The organism is Ruegeria sp. AM5 (assembly GCF_056540645.1).
Window position 1 is genome coordinate 148,095 of record NZ_JBQFXC010000006.1, and the last position, 18,652, is coordinate 166,746.

Consider the following 18,652-nt stretch of genomic DNA (forward strand, 5'->3'; position numbering starts at 1 on the left):
AAGTCCTTCACTTGATCAAAACTATTCTCCGCTCAAGGCTGGGGTCAGCGAACGACGGTATCTCAAAAGGAAAAACTGTTAGTACTTAACATGTTCGTAGGGTCAAACTATTTCCCGAACTAAATCTGGATTTCATCCTTCAATTCCGAAAGCAATTTCAAGTATCAGCACTAGACTGTTACAGCCTGCAGCAACTCATCGCGTGTCACGTCTTCCCTTGTGCCGTTGATTATGACTTCTCCTCGTCGCAACGCGATAAATCTGTCGGCAAGTTCATAGGCAAAGTCAAAGTATTGCTCCACTAGAATGATTGCCATTCCTCTCGTGGTTCTGAGGTGTCGGATGACTTCGCCTATCTGTTGGATGATGTTGGGCTGAATACCTTCGGTCGGCTCGTCCAACAGAAGCAGGCGTGGTCGTGTTATCAATGCCCGTGCAATCGCCAGCTGTTGCTGCTGACCGCCAGAAAGGTCACCTCCGCGACGGTTTTGCATCTGTTTGAGGACCGGGAACATATCAAATATATCACCTGGAATGAAATGTTCGCTGGCAGGCAGACAGGCGTACCCCGTTTCAAGGTTTTCGCGAACTGTGAGCAAAGGAAATATCTCACGACCTTGTGGGACATAGGCCACACCTTTCCACGCCATTTGATGAGCAGGCAGGACGCCCAGAATTTCCCCGTCCAGTTCCAGACTGCCGCCCGATCGCGGATGCGTACCTGATATTGCTTTCATCAGGCTGGTTTTCCCGACACCATTGGTCCCCATCACGCAAGTCACTTCACCTTGTCTGGCTTCCATGGAAATCCCGTTGAGGATTTGCGAATGCCCATAATGCAAAGTCAGATCTGTTAGCTTCAGCATTGTTTAGCGCCCTAGATATACGTCGATGACGTCCTGGTTAGATGTCACGTGATCAAGACTGCCTTCAGCCAAGGCGGACCCTTCATGTAGAACCGTGACTTTGCAATTCAGGCGTCGGACAAATTCCATATCGTGTTCCACCACAACAACGGCACGGGTTCTGGCGGCTTGTACTAGCAAGTCGGTGGTGTGTTCGCGCTCCTGCGGTGTCATGCCGGCGGCGGGTTCGTCCACGAGCAAAAGTCGTGGCTCCTGAGCCAGCAGCATGCCAATTTCCAGCCACTGCTTTTGACCGTGGCTCAGTTCACCAGCTTTGCGGCTTAGATTCTGATACAGGCCGATTTCGACAGCCAGATCTTCAACTTTCTGCAAATCGTCAGTGGAGGTTCGATAGAAAAGCACGTGAAGCCAGCCACGTTTGTTCTGAAGCGCCATCAGCAAGTTTTCCTGCACGGTCTGGTCTTCGAAAACCGTGGGTTTCTGAAACTTCCTTCCGATCCCAGCCTGCGCGATCTTTGCCTCGGACAGCCCCAACAAAGATACCGATTTCTCCCCCCAGATGACACGTCCTTCATCGGGCCGGGTTTTACCTGTAATGATGTCCATGAACGTGGTCTTGCCTGCCCCGTTTGGGCCGATCACGGCGCGAAGCTCGGCCTCGCCGATCTGAAACGACAAGTTGTTGATAGCTCGGAAACCATCGAAAGTGACCGAAACGCCGCTAACCTCAAGCAAAGTGCTCATTCGATGGCCTCCTTCTCGCGCAGAGCGCCGTCATCCGGTCCCAGATTTGCCCCGTGCCTGTCCGGGTGGCGGCTGTCGGTCCACAAGTCGAACAATCCTCCGATGCCCTGCGGAGCGAACAACGTAACCAACACAAAAGTTACGCCCAGTAGCACCTGCCACCAGTCGACCCATTTGATCGTGTAAAACCCAAGCGGAATATCGGGGGCCTGCCCACCCGTGAACCACGTGCTCAGAAGGCTTACAAAAGCTGCACCAATTACCGCACCATACAAGCGGCCTCGTCCACCGATGGCGACCCAGACGGCCAAATAGATCGAGGCGATGGGGGCCATCTCCTCGGGATTAATGATGCCAGCTTGCGGGTAATAAAGCGCGCCAGCAATGGCTGCGATACAAGCAGTCAGGGTGAAGACAGCCAGCTTGAATACCTCGACTGAATAGCCAAGGAAGCGCACCCGTGCCTCGTTATCGCGAATGCCGCGGATGACCGAGCCGAACTTGCCTGACACGATCCAGGCTGCCAGCATATAGCCCAGACCCAAGGCCAGCGCCGAGGCCCAGAGGAACCAGATCGACACCACGTCCTGCGAGGCGGTGACACCTGGCAGGTTCTGCAGGCCGGACAAGCCGTTGTTCCCACGCAACCCGCTGTCGTTCTGAAACAGATACAGGGCCAGTGCCAACGTCATCGCCTGTGTCAGGATCGATAGGTATACACCGGTGACACGGCTCCGGAAAGCCAACCATCCGAAGACCAGCGCCAACAGACCCGGGACCAGCACAACCAGGATCAGTTGCAGGGTCAGGCTGTGGGAGAACGCCCAGATCAACGGAAACTCCGACGATCCGACAACGCCAAAGACTTGTGTTCCAATCGCGTCCACCACTTCGGACGACGTCGGTGGAATTTCGGCCTGTGCCAGCGAGTCGACCACGATCAGGCGGGTGCGTTCGTACATCAGCCACATGCCGATCATGTAGCCCCCCAGCCCGAAGAAGGCGAAGTGACCCAGTGACAGGATGCCGGTGAAGCCCCAGACCAGGTCCATCGCCACTGCGATCAGGCAAAGGCACAGGGTTTTGCCCAGCGTTTTGACGAAACTGGTCGAGATTACACCGATCCCGAAACCCTCGGACAGGATGGTTACGCTCAGGGTGAACAGGGACAGGATGGCAAGAAAGACCAGCACGGATGGGTTCTTGGCGATAAAGCTGCGTTCCATGGCTCAATCCCCCGCCGCGCGACCCTTGAGGGCGATAATGCCCCGCGGCCGAAACTGGATGAAAATGATGATGAAGATGATCATGTAGGTTTGGGCCGCGAGGGTGTTCGACGGGTTCATCCACTCGATCCCCTTCTGCAGGAAGCCGATCATGCCCGCACCTGCAAGCGCGCCCCAGATGTTACCAACACCACCCACAACCACTGTCATGAAACTTTGCACGATATAGTCGCTGCCCAGATCGGACGTGACCTTGGCGAATAGGCCAATCGCGACCCCGGCGATGCCGGCAATGCCGGAGCCAAGCCCAAAGGTCAGCATATTCACTCGCCCGGGATTAATCCCCATTGACGCCGCCATGCGCGAGTTCTGCGTTACTGCACGCATCTCAAGCCCTAGCCTCGTCCGTTTGATGATGTAGAGGAAAAGTCCCAGAAAAATAAGCGCCAGAACGAAGATCGCAATGCGGATGTAGCTGATTGAAACCACGTCATTCAGCATCCACGAACCATCCAACCAATCGGGAGCAGTCAGCGGGCGCGCCTGCGTGCCAAAGATATTCTTGGCCAGCTGCTGTAGGGCAATAGAGATGCCGAACGTCGCCAGCAACGTCTCCAACGGGCGAGCGTAAAGCCAGCGGATCACCAACCGCTCCATAGCAACGCCCATCGCGAAGGTGACAGCAAAAGCCATTGGAATAGCGACCATGATCGAAAGCGTATGATCAGGGATAATCTGCTGCACCACGTAGCCGGTATAAGCACCCATCATGATGAACTCGCCATGGGCCATGTTGATCACGCCCATCACGCCGAAGGTGATGGCCAGACCGATGGCGGCGAGGAAATAGATCGACGCCAGTGAGATCGCATCCAGCGTCAGGTCGAGTGTTTGGTTCAGGCCGACCTTCAGTTCGATCTGTTGCAGGGCTTTCTCTGCTGCTTCAGTGACCTCGGCAGATGGCTCACTGTAGGTTTCGAAGAATACATGCGTGTTAACTGCAGCGTTGACATCCGCGTTCGTGACCAAGGCTGGCACAGTCCCCGCCTCTGCCAGAGAGGTGTACGCACGCGCGCGCATTGCATCTGAATTCAGCTGTGCGACGGGAGTACCACCTACACGACCACCTTCTATATTGGCCGCCAGTGCCGATCTGATATCTTCCGCCGAAACACGCGGTGCGGCCAGGTTTCCTGCAACGAGCAAGTCATATGCTTCGTCAGATTTTAAGGCGTCTGACCCCGCTTCAAGAATAACGGCGACGTTCAGGTCCTGGGGCAATTCGGTAGCGGCTTGGCGGGCAGTGACGACCAACGGGTTCAGAGCCGCACGAACGTCTACGCCCAGATCGCCGGACATTTCTTTGATCGCCGCCACGCGGGCTGCGGTATCTTCGTCAAAACCAATCGTCAGCAACCGTTCCAGCCGCTGCTTTTGCGCCTTCAACTCTGCTTCGGGTTCATCCCCTATCGAAGCGCGAAGTGGCTCCAAGAGTGCACTTTCGGGATCACGTTGGATGGATTGCAATGCGGCCAGACGTTTTGCGCGATCCGGATCGGTCAGTTGGAACTGGACCAGAGCGGTCCCGATCATCGCGCGGATACCGCTGTTGGGCTTCAGCTGCCTAAGCTCGGATTTCTCAAATGTACCGACGACTTCTCCGGTATCGAAGTCGGTCAATTCATACGACCGCCCCTCTCCTTTCTGGCCAGCGAAGAACAGACCGTCCGACTTGCGCATCCACATGTTCTTGGCTGCCCATGTCTCAAGCATCACTTGCGCCTGAGGCAAGCCGCTTGACGCAATCGCATCAATCGCCGGTTTGATCGTCTTGCGCGAGCTTTTGGCGATGATCTCCTGATGCTCTTGCAGGATCGGTTGTAGACCGACCTCTTGAGCGTTGGCAGTCAGGCAGGCGCACAGGATTGCGAGGCCCGCAAGGAAAAGTCGTACCATGTGGTGAAACCCGAATGTCTTTTGTGGCAAGGCGGGCAAACAAACCCGCCTTGCGTGGTTTGTTAGTAGTTCGACAGGGTCTGAACGCAGGTCTTGGTCTCGGTGTTGTACATACCGCAACCCAGCTCTTTCCAATCCGAGACGAGCACAGCCGACTCCGGCAGGAAGTCGGTCCAGGCGTCACCCGGCACGACATCAGTCTCACTGATGATATCGAACTGGCCGTCTTCCTGAATCTCGCCGATCAGAACCGGTTTCGCGAGGTGATGGTTCGGCAGCATCACAGCGGTGCCTCCGGTCAGGTTCGGGAATTCCTGCCCATACATCGCGGCGCGCACGGCATCGACCTCGGTCGAACCGGCCTCGGTCGCGGCGTTTACCCACATGTTGAAGCCGATGTAATGCGCCTCCATCGGGTCATTGGTCACACGTTCATCACCCATGGTGGCTTTCCAGGTGTCCACAAATTCCGCGTTGGCCTCAGTATCCGCCGACTGGAAGTAGTTCCAAGCGGCAAGGTGACCGACGAGGTTGGTGGTGTCCAAACCGGACAGTTCTTCCTCACCGACCGAGAAGGCCACGACCGGAATGTCATCTGCCGAAACACCAGCCGCTGCCAATTCCTTGTAAAAACCAATATTGGCGTCACCATTGATGGTCGAGATCACACCGACTTTTTTACCATCCGCGCCCAGCGCGACCACGTCCGCCACGATCTTGGACCAGTCGGAATGGCCGAAAGGCGTGTAATTAACGAAGATATCTGCTTCCGCGATACCTTTTTGCTTCAGATAGCTTTCCAAGATATTGTTGGTGGTCCTGGGGTAGACATAGTCTGTGCCGAGCAGAGCGAATTTCTCGACCCCCAGTTCCTCCAGGAAATAGTCCGTGGCGGGGATGGCCTGTTGGTTCGGAGCAGCACCGGTATAAAAGACGTTTTTAGAGCTTTCTTCGCCCTCATACTGGACCGGATAGAACAGAAGACCGTTTAGCTCCTCGATCACTGGCAGAACCGACTTGCGGCTCACCGAAGTCCAATTGCCAAAGATTACATCCACCTCGTGGACGGTTAGCAGCTCACGCGCTTTTTCGGCAAACAGAGGCCAGTCAGAGGCCGGGTCGACCACGACAGCTTCAAGCTGTTTGCCCAGCAGACCGCCCTTGGCGTTTTGCTGGTCAATCAGCATCAGCATGGTGTCTTTCAACGTCGTTTCCGAGATCGCCATCGTACCGGAAAGCGAATGCAGCACTCCAACCTTGATCGTGTCTTCGGTCGACAAGGCGGCGGTGGCCATGACAGCAAATACTGCCGATCCGGCGAGTGTGGATTTGAGCGATTTCATGTGATCCTCCTGGCGGGGCCGGGAGAGAGGGCTTGCACAAAGGCACACTCTTCTTCTACCTGATCCCCGCAACTGTTGTTGCGTTCCGTGTGGCGGTTGTGTTCGAGGTCCAATTCGCGCAGCCGTCACACACCCCCGGGTCGTTTCCGCGGTGGCACCCATACGGTTTCTGCATCGCAGCAAGCTTGGCAACTTACCTTTAACCCAATTCGGAAAATCGGCGCGATCCGCCTATTTTTTCATCCAAGACCGAGGTCGCTGTCTAAAATTTAGCCGCGCGATGTCGAATTAAGCAGATTTCGACACTGTAGATTAGTGTTCCGCCCCTTCAACAGAGAAACAAGTGGCACCAATCAAAGCTCCATAGGTGCCCTATTACACACGTTGCAGCCATATTGCCTACGCACAGTGCTATTCCACCGCGCGCTGCAGGTGCCGTCAGTTTGAGTACCAAGCAATTGGGTGACAGGACGGTGCTGAACAAGTTTCGCCAGTCCGGGTCTTATAAATGTCTGTTCCCCAGAACCAACACACCTGATCTTGACGCGGTTCTTCTTAACACGGCAGGCGGCGTAACCGGAGGCGACTCATTTCGACTTTCCGGTAAGGCAGCAAAAGGAACGGCGCTGACTTTGACAACACAAGCCTGCGAGCGCGCCTACAAGGCCAAGCCGCAAGAATGTGGCCAGATTACCAATCATCTGACTGTTGAGACTGAAGCCCGGCTGAACTGGTTGCCGCAAGAGACTATTCTGTTCAATGGCAGCGCTCTGGAGCGACGCCTGAAAATCGAGATGGCGCCAGATGCCGAGATGCTGATGGTAGAGCCGCTGGTCTTCGGCCGCATTGCGATGGGCGAGACGCTGACCGATATCCGTCTAAACGATCGGATCGAGATACGGTACCAAGGAAAAAAGGCGTTCCTTGACGCGATCCAGTTCTCGGGTGATTGGCACAAACATCTGTCCAAACCGCATATTGCAAACGGCGCGGGTGCGATGGCGTTGATCGTTTTTGTATCGGAGTCAGCCGAAGGTCATCTGAATGCCATTCGTCAGATGCTGCCCGACACCGCAGGTGCGACTATGATCCGCAATGACCTGTTGGTTGCTCGTGTTCTTGCCGAAAATAGCTTTGCCCTCCGTCGCACATTGATGCCGATCTTGCGTCAGTTGAACAAAGACACGCTGCCTCGATGCTGGATGCTTTGACATGAACCTGACCCCTCGTGAAAAAGACAAACTGTTGGTCGCCATGGCCGCCGAAATCGCCCGCAAACGGCTGGACCGAGGCGTCAAGCTGAACCACCCCGAGGCGATCGCCCTGATCACGGACGCCGTGGTCGAAGGTGCACGCGATGGGCGTTCAGTTGCTGACATGATGCAAGCCGGGGCCGAGGTGATCACCCGAGAGCAATGCATGGAAGGTGTGCCCGAAATGATCCACGAAGTTCAGGTCGAAGCCACCTTTCCAGATGGCACCAAGCTGGTGACCGTCCACAACCCCATTCGCTGAAAAAGGAAACCAATATGACACGCATGCTTTTCCCCGCCCTGATCTTCGCTGGCCCGGCAGCCGCCCATAATGGAACGCATATCCACGCGCACGGCACCGATTATGCGGCGATGGGGGTTGGGCTGGCGGTTGTTGCGCTGGCTGCTGTCGCGCTGATCACAAAGCTGAACAAATGATCCCCGGGGAGCTGTTCCCGGCTGATGGTGAAATTACCCTGAACCCCGACACTGATGCGATCACTTTGATGGTCGCCAACACCGGCGACCGCCCGGTTCAAGTAGGCTCACACTACCATTTCGCCGAAACCAACCCGGTGCTCGACTTTGACCGAACTGCCGCGCGTGGCCTGCGCCTGGACATTGCGCCAGGTACCGCTGTGCGGTTCGAACCGGGGCAGGCCCGCGAAGTTTCGCTGATCCCGATCAGTGGTGCGCGCAGGGTCTACGGCTTCAATCAAAAGGTCATGGGGGCACTCTGATGCCAACAAAAATCAAGCGCTCAGACTACGCCGCGATGTTCGGTCCCACCACCGGGGATAAGCTGCGGCTGGCCGACACCGATCTTGTGATCGAGGTCGAACGTGATCTGGCCAGCTATGGCGAAGAGGTCAAGTTTGGTGGCGGAAAGGTAATCCGCGACGGGATGGGGCAATCTCAGACCACGCGCGCCGAAGGCGCTGTGGATACGGTCATCACCAATGCTCTGATCGTTGATCACTCGGGCATCTACAAGGCCGACGTTGGCCTGAAAGACGGGCGGATCGCCAAGATCGGCAAGGCGGGAAACCCCGATACACAACCCGGTGTCGACATCATCATAGGACCCGGAACCGAGGCCATTGCTGGCGAGGGTCGTATCCTGACGGCAGGTGGGTTCGACAGTCATATCCACTTTATCTGCCCGCAACAGATTGAAGACGCACTACATTCCGGCCTGACCACCATGCTGGGCGGTGGCACAGGTCCTGCGCATGGGACATTGGCCACCACTTGCACCCCCGGTCCATGGCATATCGGGCGGATGTTGCAAGCGGCGGATGCTTTCCCGATGAATCTGGCCTTTGCGGGTAAGGGCAACGCTTCGCTGCCTGCCGCGCTCGAAGAACAGGTCAAAGCCGGAGCCTGTGCCCTGAAACTGCACGAGGACTGGGGAACCACCCCGGCCGCCATTGATTGCTGCCTGTCGGTGGCCGACGCGATGGACGTGCAGGTGATGATTCACACTGACACGCTCAATGAATCAGGCTTTGTCGAAAACACCGTGGCGGCCATGAAGGGTCGCACTATCCACGCCTTCCACACCGAAGGCGCAGGCGGAGGCCATGCCCCGGATATCATCAAGATCTGCGGCGAGAACCACGTTCTGCCGTCCTCCACCAATCCCACGCGGCCCTTCACCGTGAACACGGTTGAGGAACATTTGGATATGCTGATGGTCTGTCACCACCTCGACAAATCCATCCCCGAGGACGTGGCCTTTGCCGAAAGCCGCATCCGGCGTGAGACGATCGCAGCCGAAGATATACTGCACGACATGGGCGCATTCAGCATCATCGCGTCTGACAGTCAGGCTATGGGTCGGGTCGGAGAGGTTTTGATCCGCACGTGGCAAACCGCTGACAAGATGAAGAAACAGCGCGGGCGCCTGGCCGAAGAAACCGGTGAGAACGACAACTTTCGCGTCCGTCGCTATATCGCCAAATATACGATCAACCCTGCTATTGCCCATGGGCTCAGCCACGAGATCGGGAGCATCGAGGAAGGCAAACGCGCTGACCTCGTCCTTTGGAACCCGGCCTTTTTCGGCGTGAAGCCCGAGATGGTTCTGCTAGGCGGCACCATAGCCTGCGCGCAAATGGGCGATCCCAACGCGTCGATCCCTACACCGCAGCCGGTTTATAGTCGGCCGATGTTTGGCGCTTACGGACGGTCGGTGGAAAACTCGGCGATCACATTTGTCTCGCAGGCGGCCCACGCGGATGGGATCGGTGATACACTGGGATTGGCAAAGCAAACCGTCGCCGTCCAAAACACACGAGAAATTGGCAAGCAGGATCTTCTGCTGAACAACGCGACACCGCATGTCGAGGTCGACCCGGAAACCTACGAGGTGCGTGCGGATGGCGAATTGCTGACTTGCCAACCCGCCGAAACGCTGCCGATGGCGCAACGATATTTTTTATTCTGATCAAAAAATGTGCTGCGTTGCGGCGCGTGCAAGGCAGCAATGACCAAATATGCACTTCTAAGTGAGGCCAATATGACAGATATAAAAACCCATGGGAGGACCAACGTTTACGAGGGTCCAAATGGCACACTCAGCAACACATACAAACACGCGCTTTTCGCTGGCCGGTTTAATCGTATCCATCGGGTCGTCAATTTACTCGGCCCTGATCAGCGTAGCCGAAGCACAATCTCGCGTCCGGCAAGTCGAATTCCTGCAATCGCTCAGCGACGAAGAGCTGAAAAACCGCGGTCTGACGCGCGAACGGATCGTGCACCGAGTGTTCTCGGACTCAATCTGGCTCTGACTATTCCCGCTGCAGAGGAGGTGATGGTATGACCGCCCTGCTCTGCACTGCGCGCCAGTATTCGGATCACACGCATGGCGATCCGGCAGACTGTCTCTCGTTGACCTACGACGACCGTTTTTTGCGGCGTAAGGTTCTTACCTGCGAAAGCGGCGAACAGATTCTCATCGATCTCGCGCAAACGACCTCACTGAACCACGGTGGCGCGTTGGTTTTGGACGACGGTCGCGAAGTGGAAATACAGGCAGCACCGGAAGTGTTGCTGGAGGTAAAAGCACCGGACCTGACACGTATCGCCTGGCATATCGGCAATCGGCACACGCCTTGTCAGATCGAAAAGACCCGCCTGTTGATCCAAGTCGATCACGTCATCCGTGATATGCTTCTTAAAATCGGAGCAAAGGTGCGAGAGGTGAATGAACCATTCAACCCCGAAGGCGGGGCCTATGGCCACGGCAGGACCCATGGCCACACCCACTGACGCCGACATCCTGACGCTGACACAATGGTTGTCCCCTGCCTATCCTGTTGGAGGGTTTGCCTACTCTCACGGGCTTGAAGCTGCGATTGACGGGGGAACTGTCGCGAATTCTCGGGATACTGAAGCCTGGATTTCAGATGTGCTTGAACATGGCTCTGGGTGGAATGATGCTGTGTTCGTTGTGGCGGCCTTCAACGCGCATGACAAAGAAGAACTGATCAACGTCGATATCGCGGCGCGCGCCTTTTGCGCGACATCCGAAAGGCTCATGGAAACCGAGTTGCTGGGACAGGCCTTCGGAAATGTCACCAAAGGTGTTTGGGAATTGGACCTTGGGCAGTTCACCTACCCCGTCTCGATTGGACGGGCTGCAAGACTACAAAACCTTCCTTTGCTGCTGACGACCAAGATGTTTCTGCAAGCATTCGCAAGCAACCTTGTCGCCTGTGCGACGCGCCTTGTGCCACTGGGGCAGACCGATGCTCAGCGGTTGATCCGCCAGCTGACGCCGCTGTGTGCCCAGATTGCTGAAAGCGCAAACAGGGCGAGTCTGGACGAGTTAAGCTCTACTGCGTTCTTGGGGGACATTGCGGCCATGAAACACGAAACACAATATTCGAGGATTTTCCGCACATGACCAGTATGAACGGCCCGCTTCGCGTAGGTATTGGAGGCCCGGTAGGAGCCGGAAAAACCACGTTAACCGCCGCCTTGTCTGAAGCGCTGCGCGATGTCTGTTCGGTGGGTGTTATTACCAACGACATATATACTCAGGAAGATGCCGAAGCGCTGATGCGCATGCAGGTCCTGCCGCGGGACAGGATCATCGGCGTCGAAACTGGCGGTTGCCCGCATACAGCAATTCGCGAAGACGCCTCGATCAATTTGGCCGCCGTCGCCGAGATGCAGACACGTCATCCGGATCTCGATATTGTTTTGATTGAAAGCGGAGGCGACAATCTATCAGCCACATTCAGCCCGGAACTGGCGGATCTGACCATCTACGTGATAGATGTCGCTGCAGGCGAAGAAATACCCAGGAAAGGCGGGCCGGCGATTACGAAATCAGACATCCTCGTAATCAACAAGACCGACCTTGCACCGCATGTTGGCGCTTCGCTGCAGGTTATGGAACGTGATGCGAAAATGATGCGTAAAGGAAGGCCATTCTTGTTTTCGTCACTTCGTCACAGAAGCGGGGTCGACGCAATTGTGGATCTGCTTGTGAAAGGCGGAGGTTTAAGAATTTCGGAAGCGAATTAGTCCCAGAGACGAAGAGGCTAGGATAGCTCGCCAATTAGCCCATTCCCAAGCCCTTTACACCAGTGCTTTATTAAGAATCCTTGGAGAGCGTGACCAAAAACGCAACTAAGTCTGCAATCTCCTGCTCAGATAAATTCAATTCCGAAAGAATGGCTTCACCGTCGGCGTGCAGCCTTTCAGTATCAATTTTGCTGTAATGCCGTATCACAGATTTCAGATCATCTAAGCTGCCGTTATGCATGTAAGGAGCGGTTTCAGCCACTCCCCGCAGGCTGGGCGTCCGAAAGGTTCCAAAATCAGAATGGCTCCTGCGTACATTTCGCACGGCCCAGGCACCTTTCTTTTCCGGATCGTCGTTCCAGTCGCTGTCCAGTGTGTAGGGGCTTGAGAGTAAATTGTTCAATCCTCCGAACCGACCTTGGTCAACCTCGGTTTCATTCAGAAAATATGGCACACCAGCGTCATGGAACTCGTTGTTGGAAAACCTCGGACCGTTGTGGCAAAATACGCATTTTCCGCGCCCTAAAAAGAGCTGAAGACCTCGCTGAGCTGCTTCGGGGTATTCCTTAGCCGCTGCAATATCTCGGCGCTCCAAAGCATCGCGAAAATCGTCAAATATCGTCCGGTCGGTGGCTAAGGTCTCCAAGTAAGCAGAAAGAGCTTTTGCAGTATTTACCAGAAAAAGTTCAGGGCTTTGATCCTGGAGGTGACCAAATATGGCTTCAAAATCATCAATGTAGGTACTTTCAGAGATAGCTATCTTTAGGCTTTCGGCACTATGCGCCATCTCTTGTTCTTCGATGATCGGATGCAGGCTGGCTGCCCAAAGATTATCGCTTTTGCCGCCCCAACCATACCAGCGCAGCCCGGCAAGGTTTCGCAGTGATGGTGTGTTTCGATTTAACAAATCACGACCGAGTGCCCGCGCCTCCGGCGTCGTAAATGCCTGATCAGGATCATGACAACTTGCACAGGAAAATGCACCATCGACTGATAACACCGGATCGTTGAATAAAGCCTGTCCGAGCTTGATTGCCGTGGCGTCTTTGGAAAACCTATTGCTTGGATCCGACTGGAAGGATGGTGGCCACGGCCCAAAGGACAACGTCTGTTCAATTTCGTCTTCGGTCAACAAGACATCTGCACGTACTGCCCCGGTTAGAAAAATTAGCGCAGCTGTCATCCACAGCTTCATTTCAGCGCAATTTCTGACGTGTAGAAAACCGATTGGCCACTGACGTCGACATCGATTTGCAGCTCCCACAAACCCGGCATGTGAAACAACATATCATCAATTCGGAACACTCCGCCGTCCAATGCGGTAACCTTGGGAGTATAGTTCATACCATGTTGATGAGCGGGCATGATTGCATCCACACGCATTTGGCCCACAGCAGTTTCACTACAAACTGAAACCAACACCGAAAACGGTTGGGCCAACGGAATTTCGTCGACCGTCAGATAAACCTTGGGTGCGTTTTGAAATTCCGAATTCATGCGTTGCCCCGTCGCTTCACAAGCAACCGCCGCGCTGGACCATATAAGAAACCAAGCAGCGCAGTGGGTCATTTTGATGCCAGCAAACGTTCTGCGTTAGCATAGGCAATGTTGTCTGCAATCTGGTCCGGCAGCAAATCCAACCATTCACGCGAAAAATCGGCATGAGGGCCTACGTAGTACCAACGTTCAGGTGCGAACGTATCCGTACCGACCATGAACCTATCGGGATGGGCTTGGAACGCAGCCCTCCAATCCGGGTCGACACGGCCTCGCGAAACCATGTCCGAACGAAATGCCAGATCGGCCCATAGCCCGGGATAGATGTCTAGCGCATCGACCACACTGGCTGGATCGTCAAACCCAGAATGGGCCCACAATACCCGAGCTTCCGGCCATGTTTCGAAGATCAAATCAACGGCCTCGCGATCACCATGGTGGTGCAGGATTAGGTTCCGCTCTTTCGCCAGTGCAATCATACGTTGGATGACCGGCGTTTTGATGTCATCTCCGTAAGCGTGAAACTCGCCGATGGCCTCGTAGTTGTTTTTTGCCAGGTTTGTTTCCAGATACTCGATTACAGTTTCATCGTGCATCCAGGTGTTGATCTCACCGCGACGACGATAAGGGCGAAGCGCCGGAACAACGATGTCCGGTGCCACGGCCAACAATAGCTGAGTGCCATTGTCATCCGAGCTGGAAATCAGCGCTTTACGCACGCCTGCATCTCGAAGGATTTCGGCCACCTGTTCAGGTGGAACCAGTTTGACGGCATCGTGGCTGTAGTGAATATGTGCGTCAAAGATCGGTCGCTGTTCTGCGACGGCGGTACTGCAAAATAACGCTGCACTTAAAATGGAGATATGTTTCAGCACCTCAAGCCTCCTCAATATCATTCAGACCCTGGCAAGCGTCACGTCGAAATTCACGTGCAAGAAAGGTTCGGCAATCTTACCAGAAAGCTCCATGCCATCGGGAAATTCTGATGCAGGTCGTTCAACATATGTCATTACCAGATCGTCCCGAACGCCAAAGACAGTATCCTGATCTAAATAGGGATCATTGTCCGGAAAAATCTCCGTCACGAGTGAGCGATACCCGGGGGCTTTGACGATAAAGTGCAAGTGTGAGGGCCTCCATGGATGGCGACCACAAGCGCGCAGAATATCACCAACTGGCCCGTCAGACGGCACGGTGTATTCAACTGGCTTAACTGTGGTGAACGCATATCTGCCATCATCGCCAACTGACATCAGCCCGTGGAAAGAATAGGTGTCCTGTTCTTCATCCTGACTGGCGTAGAGGCCGTTGGGTGCCGTTTGCCAGATATCCAGTTCTGCCCCGGCAATAGGGTTACCTTCGGTATCGCGGATCACGCCCTCTGCAAGTAGAACCGGCCCGCCGTAGTGACGCTTCATATCGCCACCGATTGGCAGCGGGGGGGCGCCCGAGACGTGAAATGGACCTAAAACGGACGAACTGGTCGCATCGGCACTGGAATGCAGCATATCAACCAATGACGACAGGCCCAACACGTCCGAGGCTAGCACGAATTCATGCCTATCCTCGGTTTCCACCGCAGCGCAGCCTTCCAGAAACGCAATCCCGGCCCGCCACTCGTCATGCGTCAGGTTGGTTTCCCGCGCAAAGTCGTGGAGGTGTTTGACTAGGGAGCCCATGATTTCACGCATCCGTGGATCAGTATCTTTGGACAGGTACCCCATGAAGACGTCGGTGATATTGTCTTTGGTGACAGAGCGCATCTTGTCCTCCTTAAATCAGGGCAAGGCTGAGGATCGGGAACTCGATCAGAATGAACAGAACGATCAGCATCACGAACGCAAAGGGAAGCGCGCCCATGAACACGTCCTTAAGTGATATGCGGTCATCGTTAATCGTGGATTTGATAACGAAGCAGGATATACCCAAAGGTGGTGTCAAAAGACCGATTTCAGCCCCGACCACGGTGATAATGCCAAACCAGATCAGCGACATATCAAGCGCTTCGGCCATGGGCAGGAACAGCGGTACCACAATCAGAATGATCGACGCGGTGTCGAGCAATGTTCCCAGAAATAGCATCAACAGAACATAGAGCAGCATGATCGACCAGAAAGATGCGGAATTCCCCGCAAGCAGATCCTGCAGTTGATTGGGCAGCCCGGCCAGCCCCAGCATGCGGCTGTAGATTGAAGCGGCTGTGATCAGGAACAGGATCGCGGCTGTGATGTGACCGGTTTCCAGCAACGCGTCCCAGAATGCGCGTGGAGACATCGACTTACGGGCAACCGCGATGATTAGCGCAACGAGAGCTCCGGCGGCCCCTGCTTCTACGGCAGTCAACCAACCTGTGTAGATACCACCAAGGACGATGGTAATGATGAACAGTGTCGGCAGTGTTTTGGAGGCTATCTCGCGCCCTGACATCCACTCGGTGTCTTCGACAACGCGGCCACCGACGAATGCTGGGGTGAAACGGCCCATAACCCAAATTGCGCCTACATAAGCGATCGCCAGCATGATCCCCGGAATAACGCCCGCAAGGAACATGTCCCCCACAGATTGCTCGGCGACAAAGGAATAGATGATCAGCATCGCCGAGGGCGGGATGATCATCCCCAAAACCGAAGACCCGGCGACCACGCCAACAGCAAAGCGTGGGTTATAAGCCTGCGCCATCATCTGCGGGACCGAGACCTTGGTGAACACGGATGCGGAGGCTATTGACGACCCAGTCACTGCGGCAAAGACGGCGTTGGCTCCAACGGTTGCCATACCGATACCGCCTTTGACTTTGCGAAATCGCATGGTCATGACTTCGTAGATGTCCCTGCCCAACCCGGCTTTTGAGACAATGAGCCCCATGAAAGTAAACAATGGGATGGTTGCAAAGCTGTATTCCATCGCGCTGTCGCCGACCGCCACTTTCAGCAGGTTGAGCGCAAGCGTGAAATTGTCCCGCATTAGCCAGATCGACACGAACGAGACCACGCCCAATGCGATGGGAATGTAAACGCCTGCGTAAATCAGAAAGACGATGGCTATGACCGAGATCAGGCCAATCTCAATCGGCGTCATTCTGCGGCCTCGTCATGTTCAGGTGCACGAATTAGATGCGGGCGGTCCTGCGCCGTGACAACCTTGAGAAGGAAGATCACGCAGGCAAGCGCAGTACCGCTCGCGATGACCAGTTTGACCGGCCACCATGGCAGAGTGAAAAGACCCGGAACTCCGAAGTAATCCTGTGTCTCCCACATATGCAGGAACTCGGGAAAGGTTACATAAGCAATCAGACCCATGAAGATTGCGGAGATGGCATTGATAATGCGCCTCAGGTTGGCCGTTAGCCCAGGACGGCGGTGGTGTAGCAGGTTCAGAAACCCGTCCGAGCGCGTCAGCCGATCCACTCTGACTACGTCGGCCAGCTGCAAAAAAACGATCATCACGACCGAAAACTGCACCATTTCATAGGTGCCACGCAGAGGTGCCGAAAACAGACCGCGCGCAATGACGTCGACATTCAGAATGACCACCAACGCAAGGACGACAAGCGTACCCAATGCGTTGGCGGCGATAGCAAGCGAATTGGCGACCCGCGACAAGCCAGCAACTGCGGTCTTCAGCATGAAAGGCCCCTTTCGTGGATCGCCAGACTGTTACTCGGCCGTCCAGTCACGCACTCCGGTAAAACCGGCGTCCTGCAGCTTGCCGAGATAAGCGGCCAGTATCGCGTCGCCTTGTTCACCGTTCTCATTCAGCGTGGCTGCCCATTCCTGTGCTACATTTGGCATTGCGTTGGCCCAGGCCGCTCGGTCTTCGTCCGAAACTTCGACAATCGTCCCGCCGGCTTCGGTGTATGCGTCCCTTGAGGCCGCAGCCCGGTCCATAGCTATGCCGGCCACATGATCACGGTAGTCAATTGCGACGGCCTGCAGAACGCCTTTGACTTCATCCGGCAACTTTGCCCAATAGTCAGAATTCACCGTGATCGTCTTGGAGTTCACGGCACCCAAGTCAGCTTTGAGCATGTAGGGAGCCACTTCGGCGATCTTGAAGGTCTTGGCGGCTTCAGGCCACAGCATCGCACAATCAACAAGGCCGGTTTGCAGCATATTGTAGAAATCGGTCAGGCCACCGCGAACCCCCGCTGCATCTTTGATACCTTCGAGATATCGGAGGTTCAGTCCCGCCCCTGCCACTTTTCGGCCTTCCAGATCAGAAACAGCCGAGACCGGCTCTGTACAAAAAACCTGATAAGTATCGAGCACTACACCGGTCGCCAGATAGACTTGGTTCTGCGCAGCGAACTCATTTTGCATCGCTGGGTATTCGCGCGCGATCTCATCCACGGCTTTGGCTACCGCGCGAGAGTCCGATGACACGAAGGGGGTCGACCCCGATATCCCCTGACTGGGCAACTTGGACGAATGGAAGATAGTTGTGACAATGCCGATGTCGCCAAGGCCAAGCTGGATCCCTTCCAGCACGCCCTTCGGCTTTACGATCGAACCGCCATAGTTCTCTTGCCAGTTCATCTTGTAGTTGCCGGAGTCGGCCAGCCGCTTATCCACTTCTGGAATGAAGAAATTGGTGAATTCTTTCACCCACAAGGCCCGATCGGGATAGCCATCAATCACGACGGCGGAAATGGTCTCTTCTGCTGCAAGAGGCAACGCCATGGTGCCTGCCAGAGCAAATCCCATTAGGCTGCGTTTAGTCCAGTTTTTCATTTCTCTCCTCCCAGAAAGTCGGGTCCTGTCGATTTTTATTGGTTGGTTTTGACCCAGTTGACGGTCAGGTCCGTGCCTGCCGCTTGAAACAGTTTTGCGATGGCGCAATACTTGGCTGTCTCCTCGCCCACGCGTGTCAGATCCTCCTGACTGGCGGGCGTATCGCACTTCACAGTGAGTTCGATTTCGGGAAACGGAACATCGATCTCCTCTTCCATCAGGACACCGCGCCGATCCAGCCTGCATTTCGCGTCGATTGTCACGGTGCCAAGATCAATTCCCAAGCGGTGCGCATTCTTGTGCCCGATGACATTCGTGCAGGCGATCAGGGCTGCCATTGCGGCTTCAGTCGGAGACGGACCAAGATTTGTTCCGCCTCGTTCGACAGGCTCGTCGATAATCACGTCCAGATCGCGAATTGGGATCTCGGTGCGCGCGTGTGTCGGGCATTGAGCTGTCGTACGGTAGGTCACGACAGGTTTCACTTTCATCGCCACA

General features: G+C 55.2%; 22 protein-coding genes. 9 read left to right on the plus strand and 13 right to left on the minus strand.

Translation table 11 applies throughout. The features are described from left to right. Positions 1–170 precede the first annotated feature (170 nt). The 5 genes from urtE to urtA all read right to left on the minus strand — a co-directional run bounded on the left by urtE (position 171) and on the right by urtA (position 6,135). Positions 171–866, minus strand: coding sequence for an urea ABC transporter ATP-binding subunit UrtE (gene urtE, locus ACR0AH_RS15470; RefSeq protein WP_480592620.1), 696 nt, complete (start codon positions 864–866; stop codon positions 171–173). 3 nt (positions 867–869) lie between these two features. Then, a complete protein-coding gene (gene urtD / locus ACR0AH_RS15475) occupies positions 870–1,610 on the minus strand; it encodes an urea ABC transporter ATP-binding protein UrtD (protein ID WP_170392779.1) in 741 nt (246 codons plus the stop codon). Beyond that, complete coding sequence (gene urtC / locus ACR0AH_RS15480) at positions 1,607–2,836, minus strand: urea ABC transporter permease subunit UrtC (RefSeq protein WP_170597608.1); 1,230 nt, start codon at positions 2,834–2,836, stop codon at positions 1,607–1,609. Before urtC ends, urtD begins: the two co-directional genes overlap by 4 nt. A gap of 3 nt (positions 2,837–2,839) precedes the next feature. Next, positions 2,840–4,792, minus strand: a complete 1,953-nt coding sequence (urtB, locus tag ACR0AH_RS15485) for an urea ABC transporter permease subunit UrtB (RefSeq protein WP_480592622.1) — start codon at positions 4,790–4,792, stop codon at positions 2,840–2,842. 62 nt (positions 4,793–4,854) lie between these two features. Continuing rightward, complete coding sequence (urtA, locus tag ACR0AH_RS15490) at positions 4,855–6,135, minus strand: urea ABC transporter substrate-binding protein (protein WP_170392782.1); 1,281 nt, start codon at positions 6,133–6,135, stop codon at positions 4,855–4,857. A gap of 443 nt (positions 6,136–6,578) precedes the next feature. Between urtA and ACR0AH_RS15495 the strand changes: the two genes are divergently transcribed. From ACR0AH_RS15495 to ureG, 9 genes are all read left to right on the plus strand, one after another. Continuing rightward, positions 6,579–7,346 carry an urease accessory protein UreD gene (locus tag ACR0AH_RS15495; RefSeq protein ID WP_480592623.1) on the plus strand — a complete coding sequence of 256 codons (768 nt, stop codon included), beginning with the start codon at positions 6,579–6,581 and terminating at the stop codon, positions 7,344–7,346. A 1-nt stretch (position 7,347) separates the two neighbouring features. Further along, positions 7,348–7,650 carry an urease subunit gamma gene (locus ACR0AH_RS15500; protein WP_480592625.1) on the plus strand — a complete coding sequence of 101 codons (303 nt, stop codon included), beginning with the start codon at positions 7,348–7,350 and terminating at the stop codon, positions 7,648–7,650. 14 nt (positions 7,651–7,664) lie between these two features. Beyond that, positions 7,665–7,826 carry a peptidase M23 gene (locus ACR0AH_RS15505; protein WP_170392785.1) on the plus strand — a complete coding sequence of 54 codons (162 nt, stop codon included), beginning with the start codon at positions 7,665–7,667 and terminating at the stop codon, positions 7,824–7,826. Next, on the plus strand, positions 7,823–8,128 hold the full coding sequence (locus tag ACR0AH_RS15510; protein ID WP_480592627.1) for an urease subunit beta: 306 nt from the start codon (positions 7,823–7,825) through the stop codon (positions 8,126–8,128). The genes ACR0AH_RS15505 and ACR0AH_RS15510 overlap by 4 nt, the downstream gene beginning before the upstream one ends. Then, complete coding sequence (ureC, locus tag ACR0AH_RS15515) at positions 8,128–9,837, plus strand: urease subunit alpha (protein ID WP_480592629.1); 1,710 nt, start codon at positions 8,128–8,130, stop codon at positions 9,835–9,837. Before ACR0AH_RS15510 ends, ureC begins: the two co-directional genes overlap by 1 nt. Positions 9,838–9,958: 121 nt before the next feature. Further along, positions 9,959–10,183 carry a DUF1127 domain-containing protein gene (locus ACR0AH_RS15520; protein ID WP_170392788.1) on the plus strand — a complete coding sequence of 75 codons (225 nt, stop codon included), beginning with the start codon at positions 9,959–9,961 and terminating at the stop codon, positions 10,181–10,183. A 28-nt stretch (positions 10,184–10,211) separates the two neighbouring features. Then, positions 10,212–10,664 (plus strand): urease accessory protein UreE, encoded by a 453-nt coding sequence (locus ACR0AH_RS15525; protein ID WP_170392789.1) that lies wholly within the window; start codon positions 10,212–10,214, stop codon positions 10,662–10,664. Beyond that, the gene (locus ACR0AH_RS15530) at positions 10,648–11,301 is read left to right on the plus strand and encodes an urease accessory UreF family protein (RefSeq protein ID WP_170392790.1); all 654 of its coding nucleotides are present in this window, start codon (positions 10,648–10,650) and stop codon (positions 11,299–11,301) included. The genes ACR0AH_RS15525 and ACR0AH_RS15530 overlap by 17 nt, the downstream gene beginning before the upstream one ends. After that, entirely contained in the window at positions 11,298–11,927 is a 630-nt protein-coding gene (ureG, locus tag ACR0AH_RS15535) for an urease accessory protein UreG (RefSeq protein WP_170392791.1), read from the plus strand. Before ACR0AH_RS15530 ends, ureG begins: the two co-directional genes overlap by 4 nt. Before the next feature lie 70 nt (positions 11,928–11,997). Here the strand turns inward: ureG and ACR0AH_RS15540 are convergent, their stop codons facing one another. The 8 genes from ACR0AH_RS15540 to ACR0AH_RS15575 form a co-directional block, all read right to left on the minus strand. Beyond that, a complete protein-coding gene (locus tag ACR0AH_RS15540; RefSeq protein ID WP_480537054.1) occupies positions 11,998–13,122 on the minus strand; it encodes a cytochrome-c peroxidase in 1,125 nt (374 codons plus the stop codon). Further along, on the minus strand, positions 13,119–13,424 hold the full coding sequence (locus ACR0AH_RS15545; protein ID WP_480592631.1) for a hypothetical protein: 306 nt from the start codon (positions 13,422–13,424) through the stop codon (positions 13,119–13,121). Before ACR0AH_RS15545 ends, ACR0AH_RS15540 begins: the two co-directional genes overlap by 4 nt. 68 nt (positions 13,425–13,492) lie before the next feature. Beyond that, the gene (locus tag ACR0AH_RS15550) at positions 13,493–14,299 is read right to left on the minus strand and encodes an amidohydrolase family protein (protein ID WP_480592633.1); all 807 of its coding nucleotides are present in this window, start codon (positions 14,297–14,299) and stop codon (positions 13,493–13,495) included. 21 nt (positions 14,300–14,320) lie between these two features. After that, positions 14,321–15,187: a dioxygenase family protein gene (locus ACR0AH_RS15555; protein ID WP_170392795.1), complete on the minus strand. Its 867-nt coding sequence runs from the start codon at positions 15,185–15,187 to the stop codon at positions 14,321–14,323. Positions 15,188–15,197: 10 nt separating this feature from the next. Continuing rightward, positions 15,198–16,502, minus strand: a complete 1,305-nt coding sequence (locus ACR0AH_RS15560) for a TRAP transporter large permease (protein ID WP_170565456.1) — start codon at positions 16,500–16,502, stop codon at positions 15,198–15,200. Continuing rightward, the gene (locus ACR0AH_RS15565; protein ID WP_480592635.1) at positions 16,499–17,050 is read right to left on the minus strand and encodes a TRAP transporter small permease subunit; all 552 of its coding nucleotides are present in this window, start codon (positions 17,048–17,050) and stop codon (positions 16,499–16,501) included. The genes ACR0AH_RS15560 and ACR0AH_RS15565 overlap by 4 nt, the downstream gene beginning before the upstream one ends. Positions 17,051–17,080: 30 nt before the next feature. Beyond that, positions 17,081–18,154, minus strand: coding sequence for a C4-dicarboxylate TRAP transporter substrate-binding protein (locus tag ACR0AH_RS15570; RefSeq protein WP_170392798.1), 1,074 nt, complete (start codon positions 18,152–18,154; stop codon positions 17,081–17,083). Positions 18,155–18,189: 35 nt separating this feature from the next. After that, positions 18,190–18,645, minus strand: coding sequence for an OsmC family protein (locus tag ACR0AH_RS15575; protein ID WP_170424878.1), 456 nt, complete (start codon positions 18,643–18,645; stop codon positions 18,190–18,192). Between the last annotated feature and the right edge of the window lie 7 nt (positions 18,646–18,652).

Bases quoted from the DNA above. Each gene is read 5' to 3' on its own strand.
- urtE (WP_480592620.1), bottom strand. From the start codon at position 866: ATGCTGAAGCTAACAGATCTGACTTTGCATTATGGGCATTCGCAAATC.
- urtD (WP_170392779.1), bottom strand. From the start codon at position 1,610: ATGAGCACTTTGCTTGAGGTTAGCGGCGTTTCGGTCACTTTCGATGGT.
- urtC (WP_170597608.1), bottom strand. From the start codon at position 2,836: ATGGAACGCAGCTTTATCGCCAAGAACCCATCCGTGCTGGTCTTTCTT.
- urtB (WP_480592622.1), bottom strand. From the start codon at position 4,792: ATGGTACGACTTTTCCTTGCGGGCCTCGCAATCCTGTGCGCCTGCCTG.
- urtA (WP_170392782.1), bottom strand. From the start codon at position 6,135: ATGAAATCGCTCAAATCCACACTCGCCGGATCGGCAGTATTTGCTGTC.
- ACR0AH_RS15500 (WP_480592625.1), top strand. From the start codon at position 7,348: ATGAACCTGACCCCTCGTGAAAAAGACAAACTGTTGGTCGCCATGGCC.
- ACR0AH_RS15505 (WP_170392785.1), top strand. From the start codon at position 7,665: ATGACACGCATGCTTTTCCCCGCCCTGATCTTCGCTGGCCCGGCAGCC.
- ACR0AH_RS15510 (WP_480592627.1), top strand. From the start codon at position 7,823: ATGATCCCCGGGGAGCTGTTCCCGGCTGATGGTGAAATTACCCTGAAC.
- ureC (WP_480592629.1), top strand. From the start codon at position 8,128: ATGCCAACAAAAATCAAGCGCTCAGACTACGCCGCGATGTTCGGTCCC.
- ACR0AH_RS15520 (WP_170392788.1), top strand. From the start codon at position 9,959: ATGGCACACTCAGCAACACATACAAACACGCGCTTTTCGCTGGCCGGT.
- ACR0AH_RS15525 (WP_170392789.1), top strand. From the start codon at position 10,212: ATGACCGCCCTGCTCTGCACTGCGCGCCAGTATTCGGATCACACGCAT.
- ACR0AH_RS15530 (WP_170392790.1), top strand. From the start codon at position 10,648: ATGGCCACACCCACTGACGCCGACATCCTGACGCTGACACAATGGTTG.
- ureG (WP_170392791.1), top strand. From the start codon at position 11,298: ATGACCAGTATGAACGGCCCGCTTCGCGTAGGTATTGGAGGCCCGGTA.
- ACR0AH_RS15540 (WP_480537054.1), bottom strand. From the start codon at position 13,122: ATGAAGCTGTGGATGACAGCTGCGCTAATTTTTCTAACCGGGGCAGTA.
- ACR0AH_RS15545 (WP_480592631.1), bottom strand. From the start codon at position 13,424: ATGAATTCGGAATTTCAAAACGCACCCAAGGTTTATCTGACGGTCGAC.
- ACR0AH_RS15555 (WP_170392795.1), bottom strand. From the start codon at position 15,187: ATGCGCTCTGTCACCAAAGACAATATCACCGACGTCTTCATGGGGTAC.
- ACR0AH_RS15560 (WP_170565456.1), bottom strand. From the start codon at position 16,502: ATGACGCCGATTGAGATTGGCCTGATCTCGGTCATAGCCATCGTCTTT.
- ACR0AH_RS15565 (WP_480592635.1), bottom strand. From the start codon at position 17,050: ATGCTGAAGACCGCAGTTGCTGGCTTGTCGCGGGTCGCCAATTCGCTT.
- ACR0AH_RS15570 (WP_170392798.1), bottom strand. From the start codon at position 18,154: ATGAAAAACTGGACTAAACGCAGCCTAATGGGATTTGCTCTGGCAGGC.
- ACR0AH_RS15575 (WP_170424878.1), bottom strand. From the start codon at position 18,645: ATGAAAGTGAAACCTGTCGTGACCTACCGTACGACAGCTCAATGCCCG.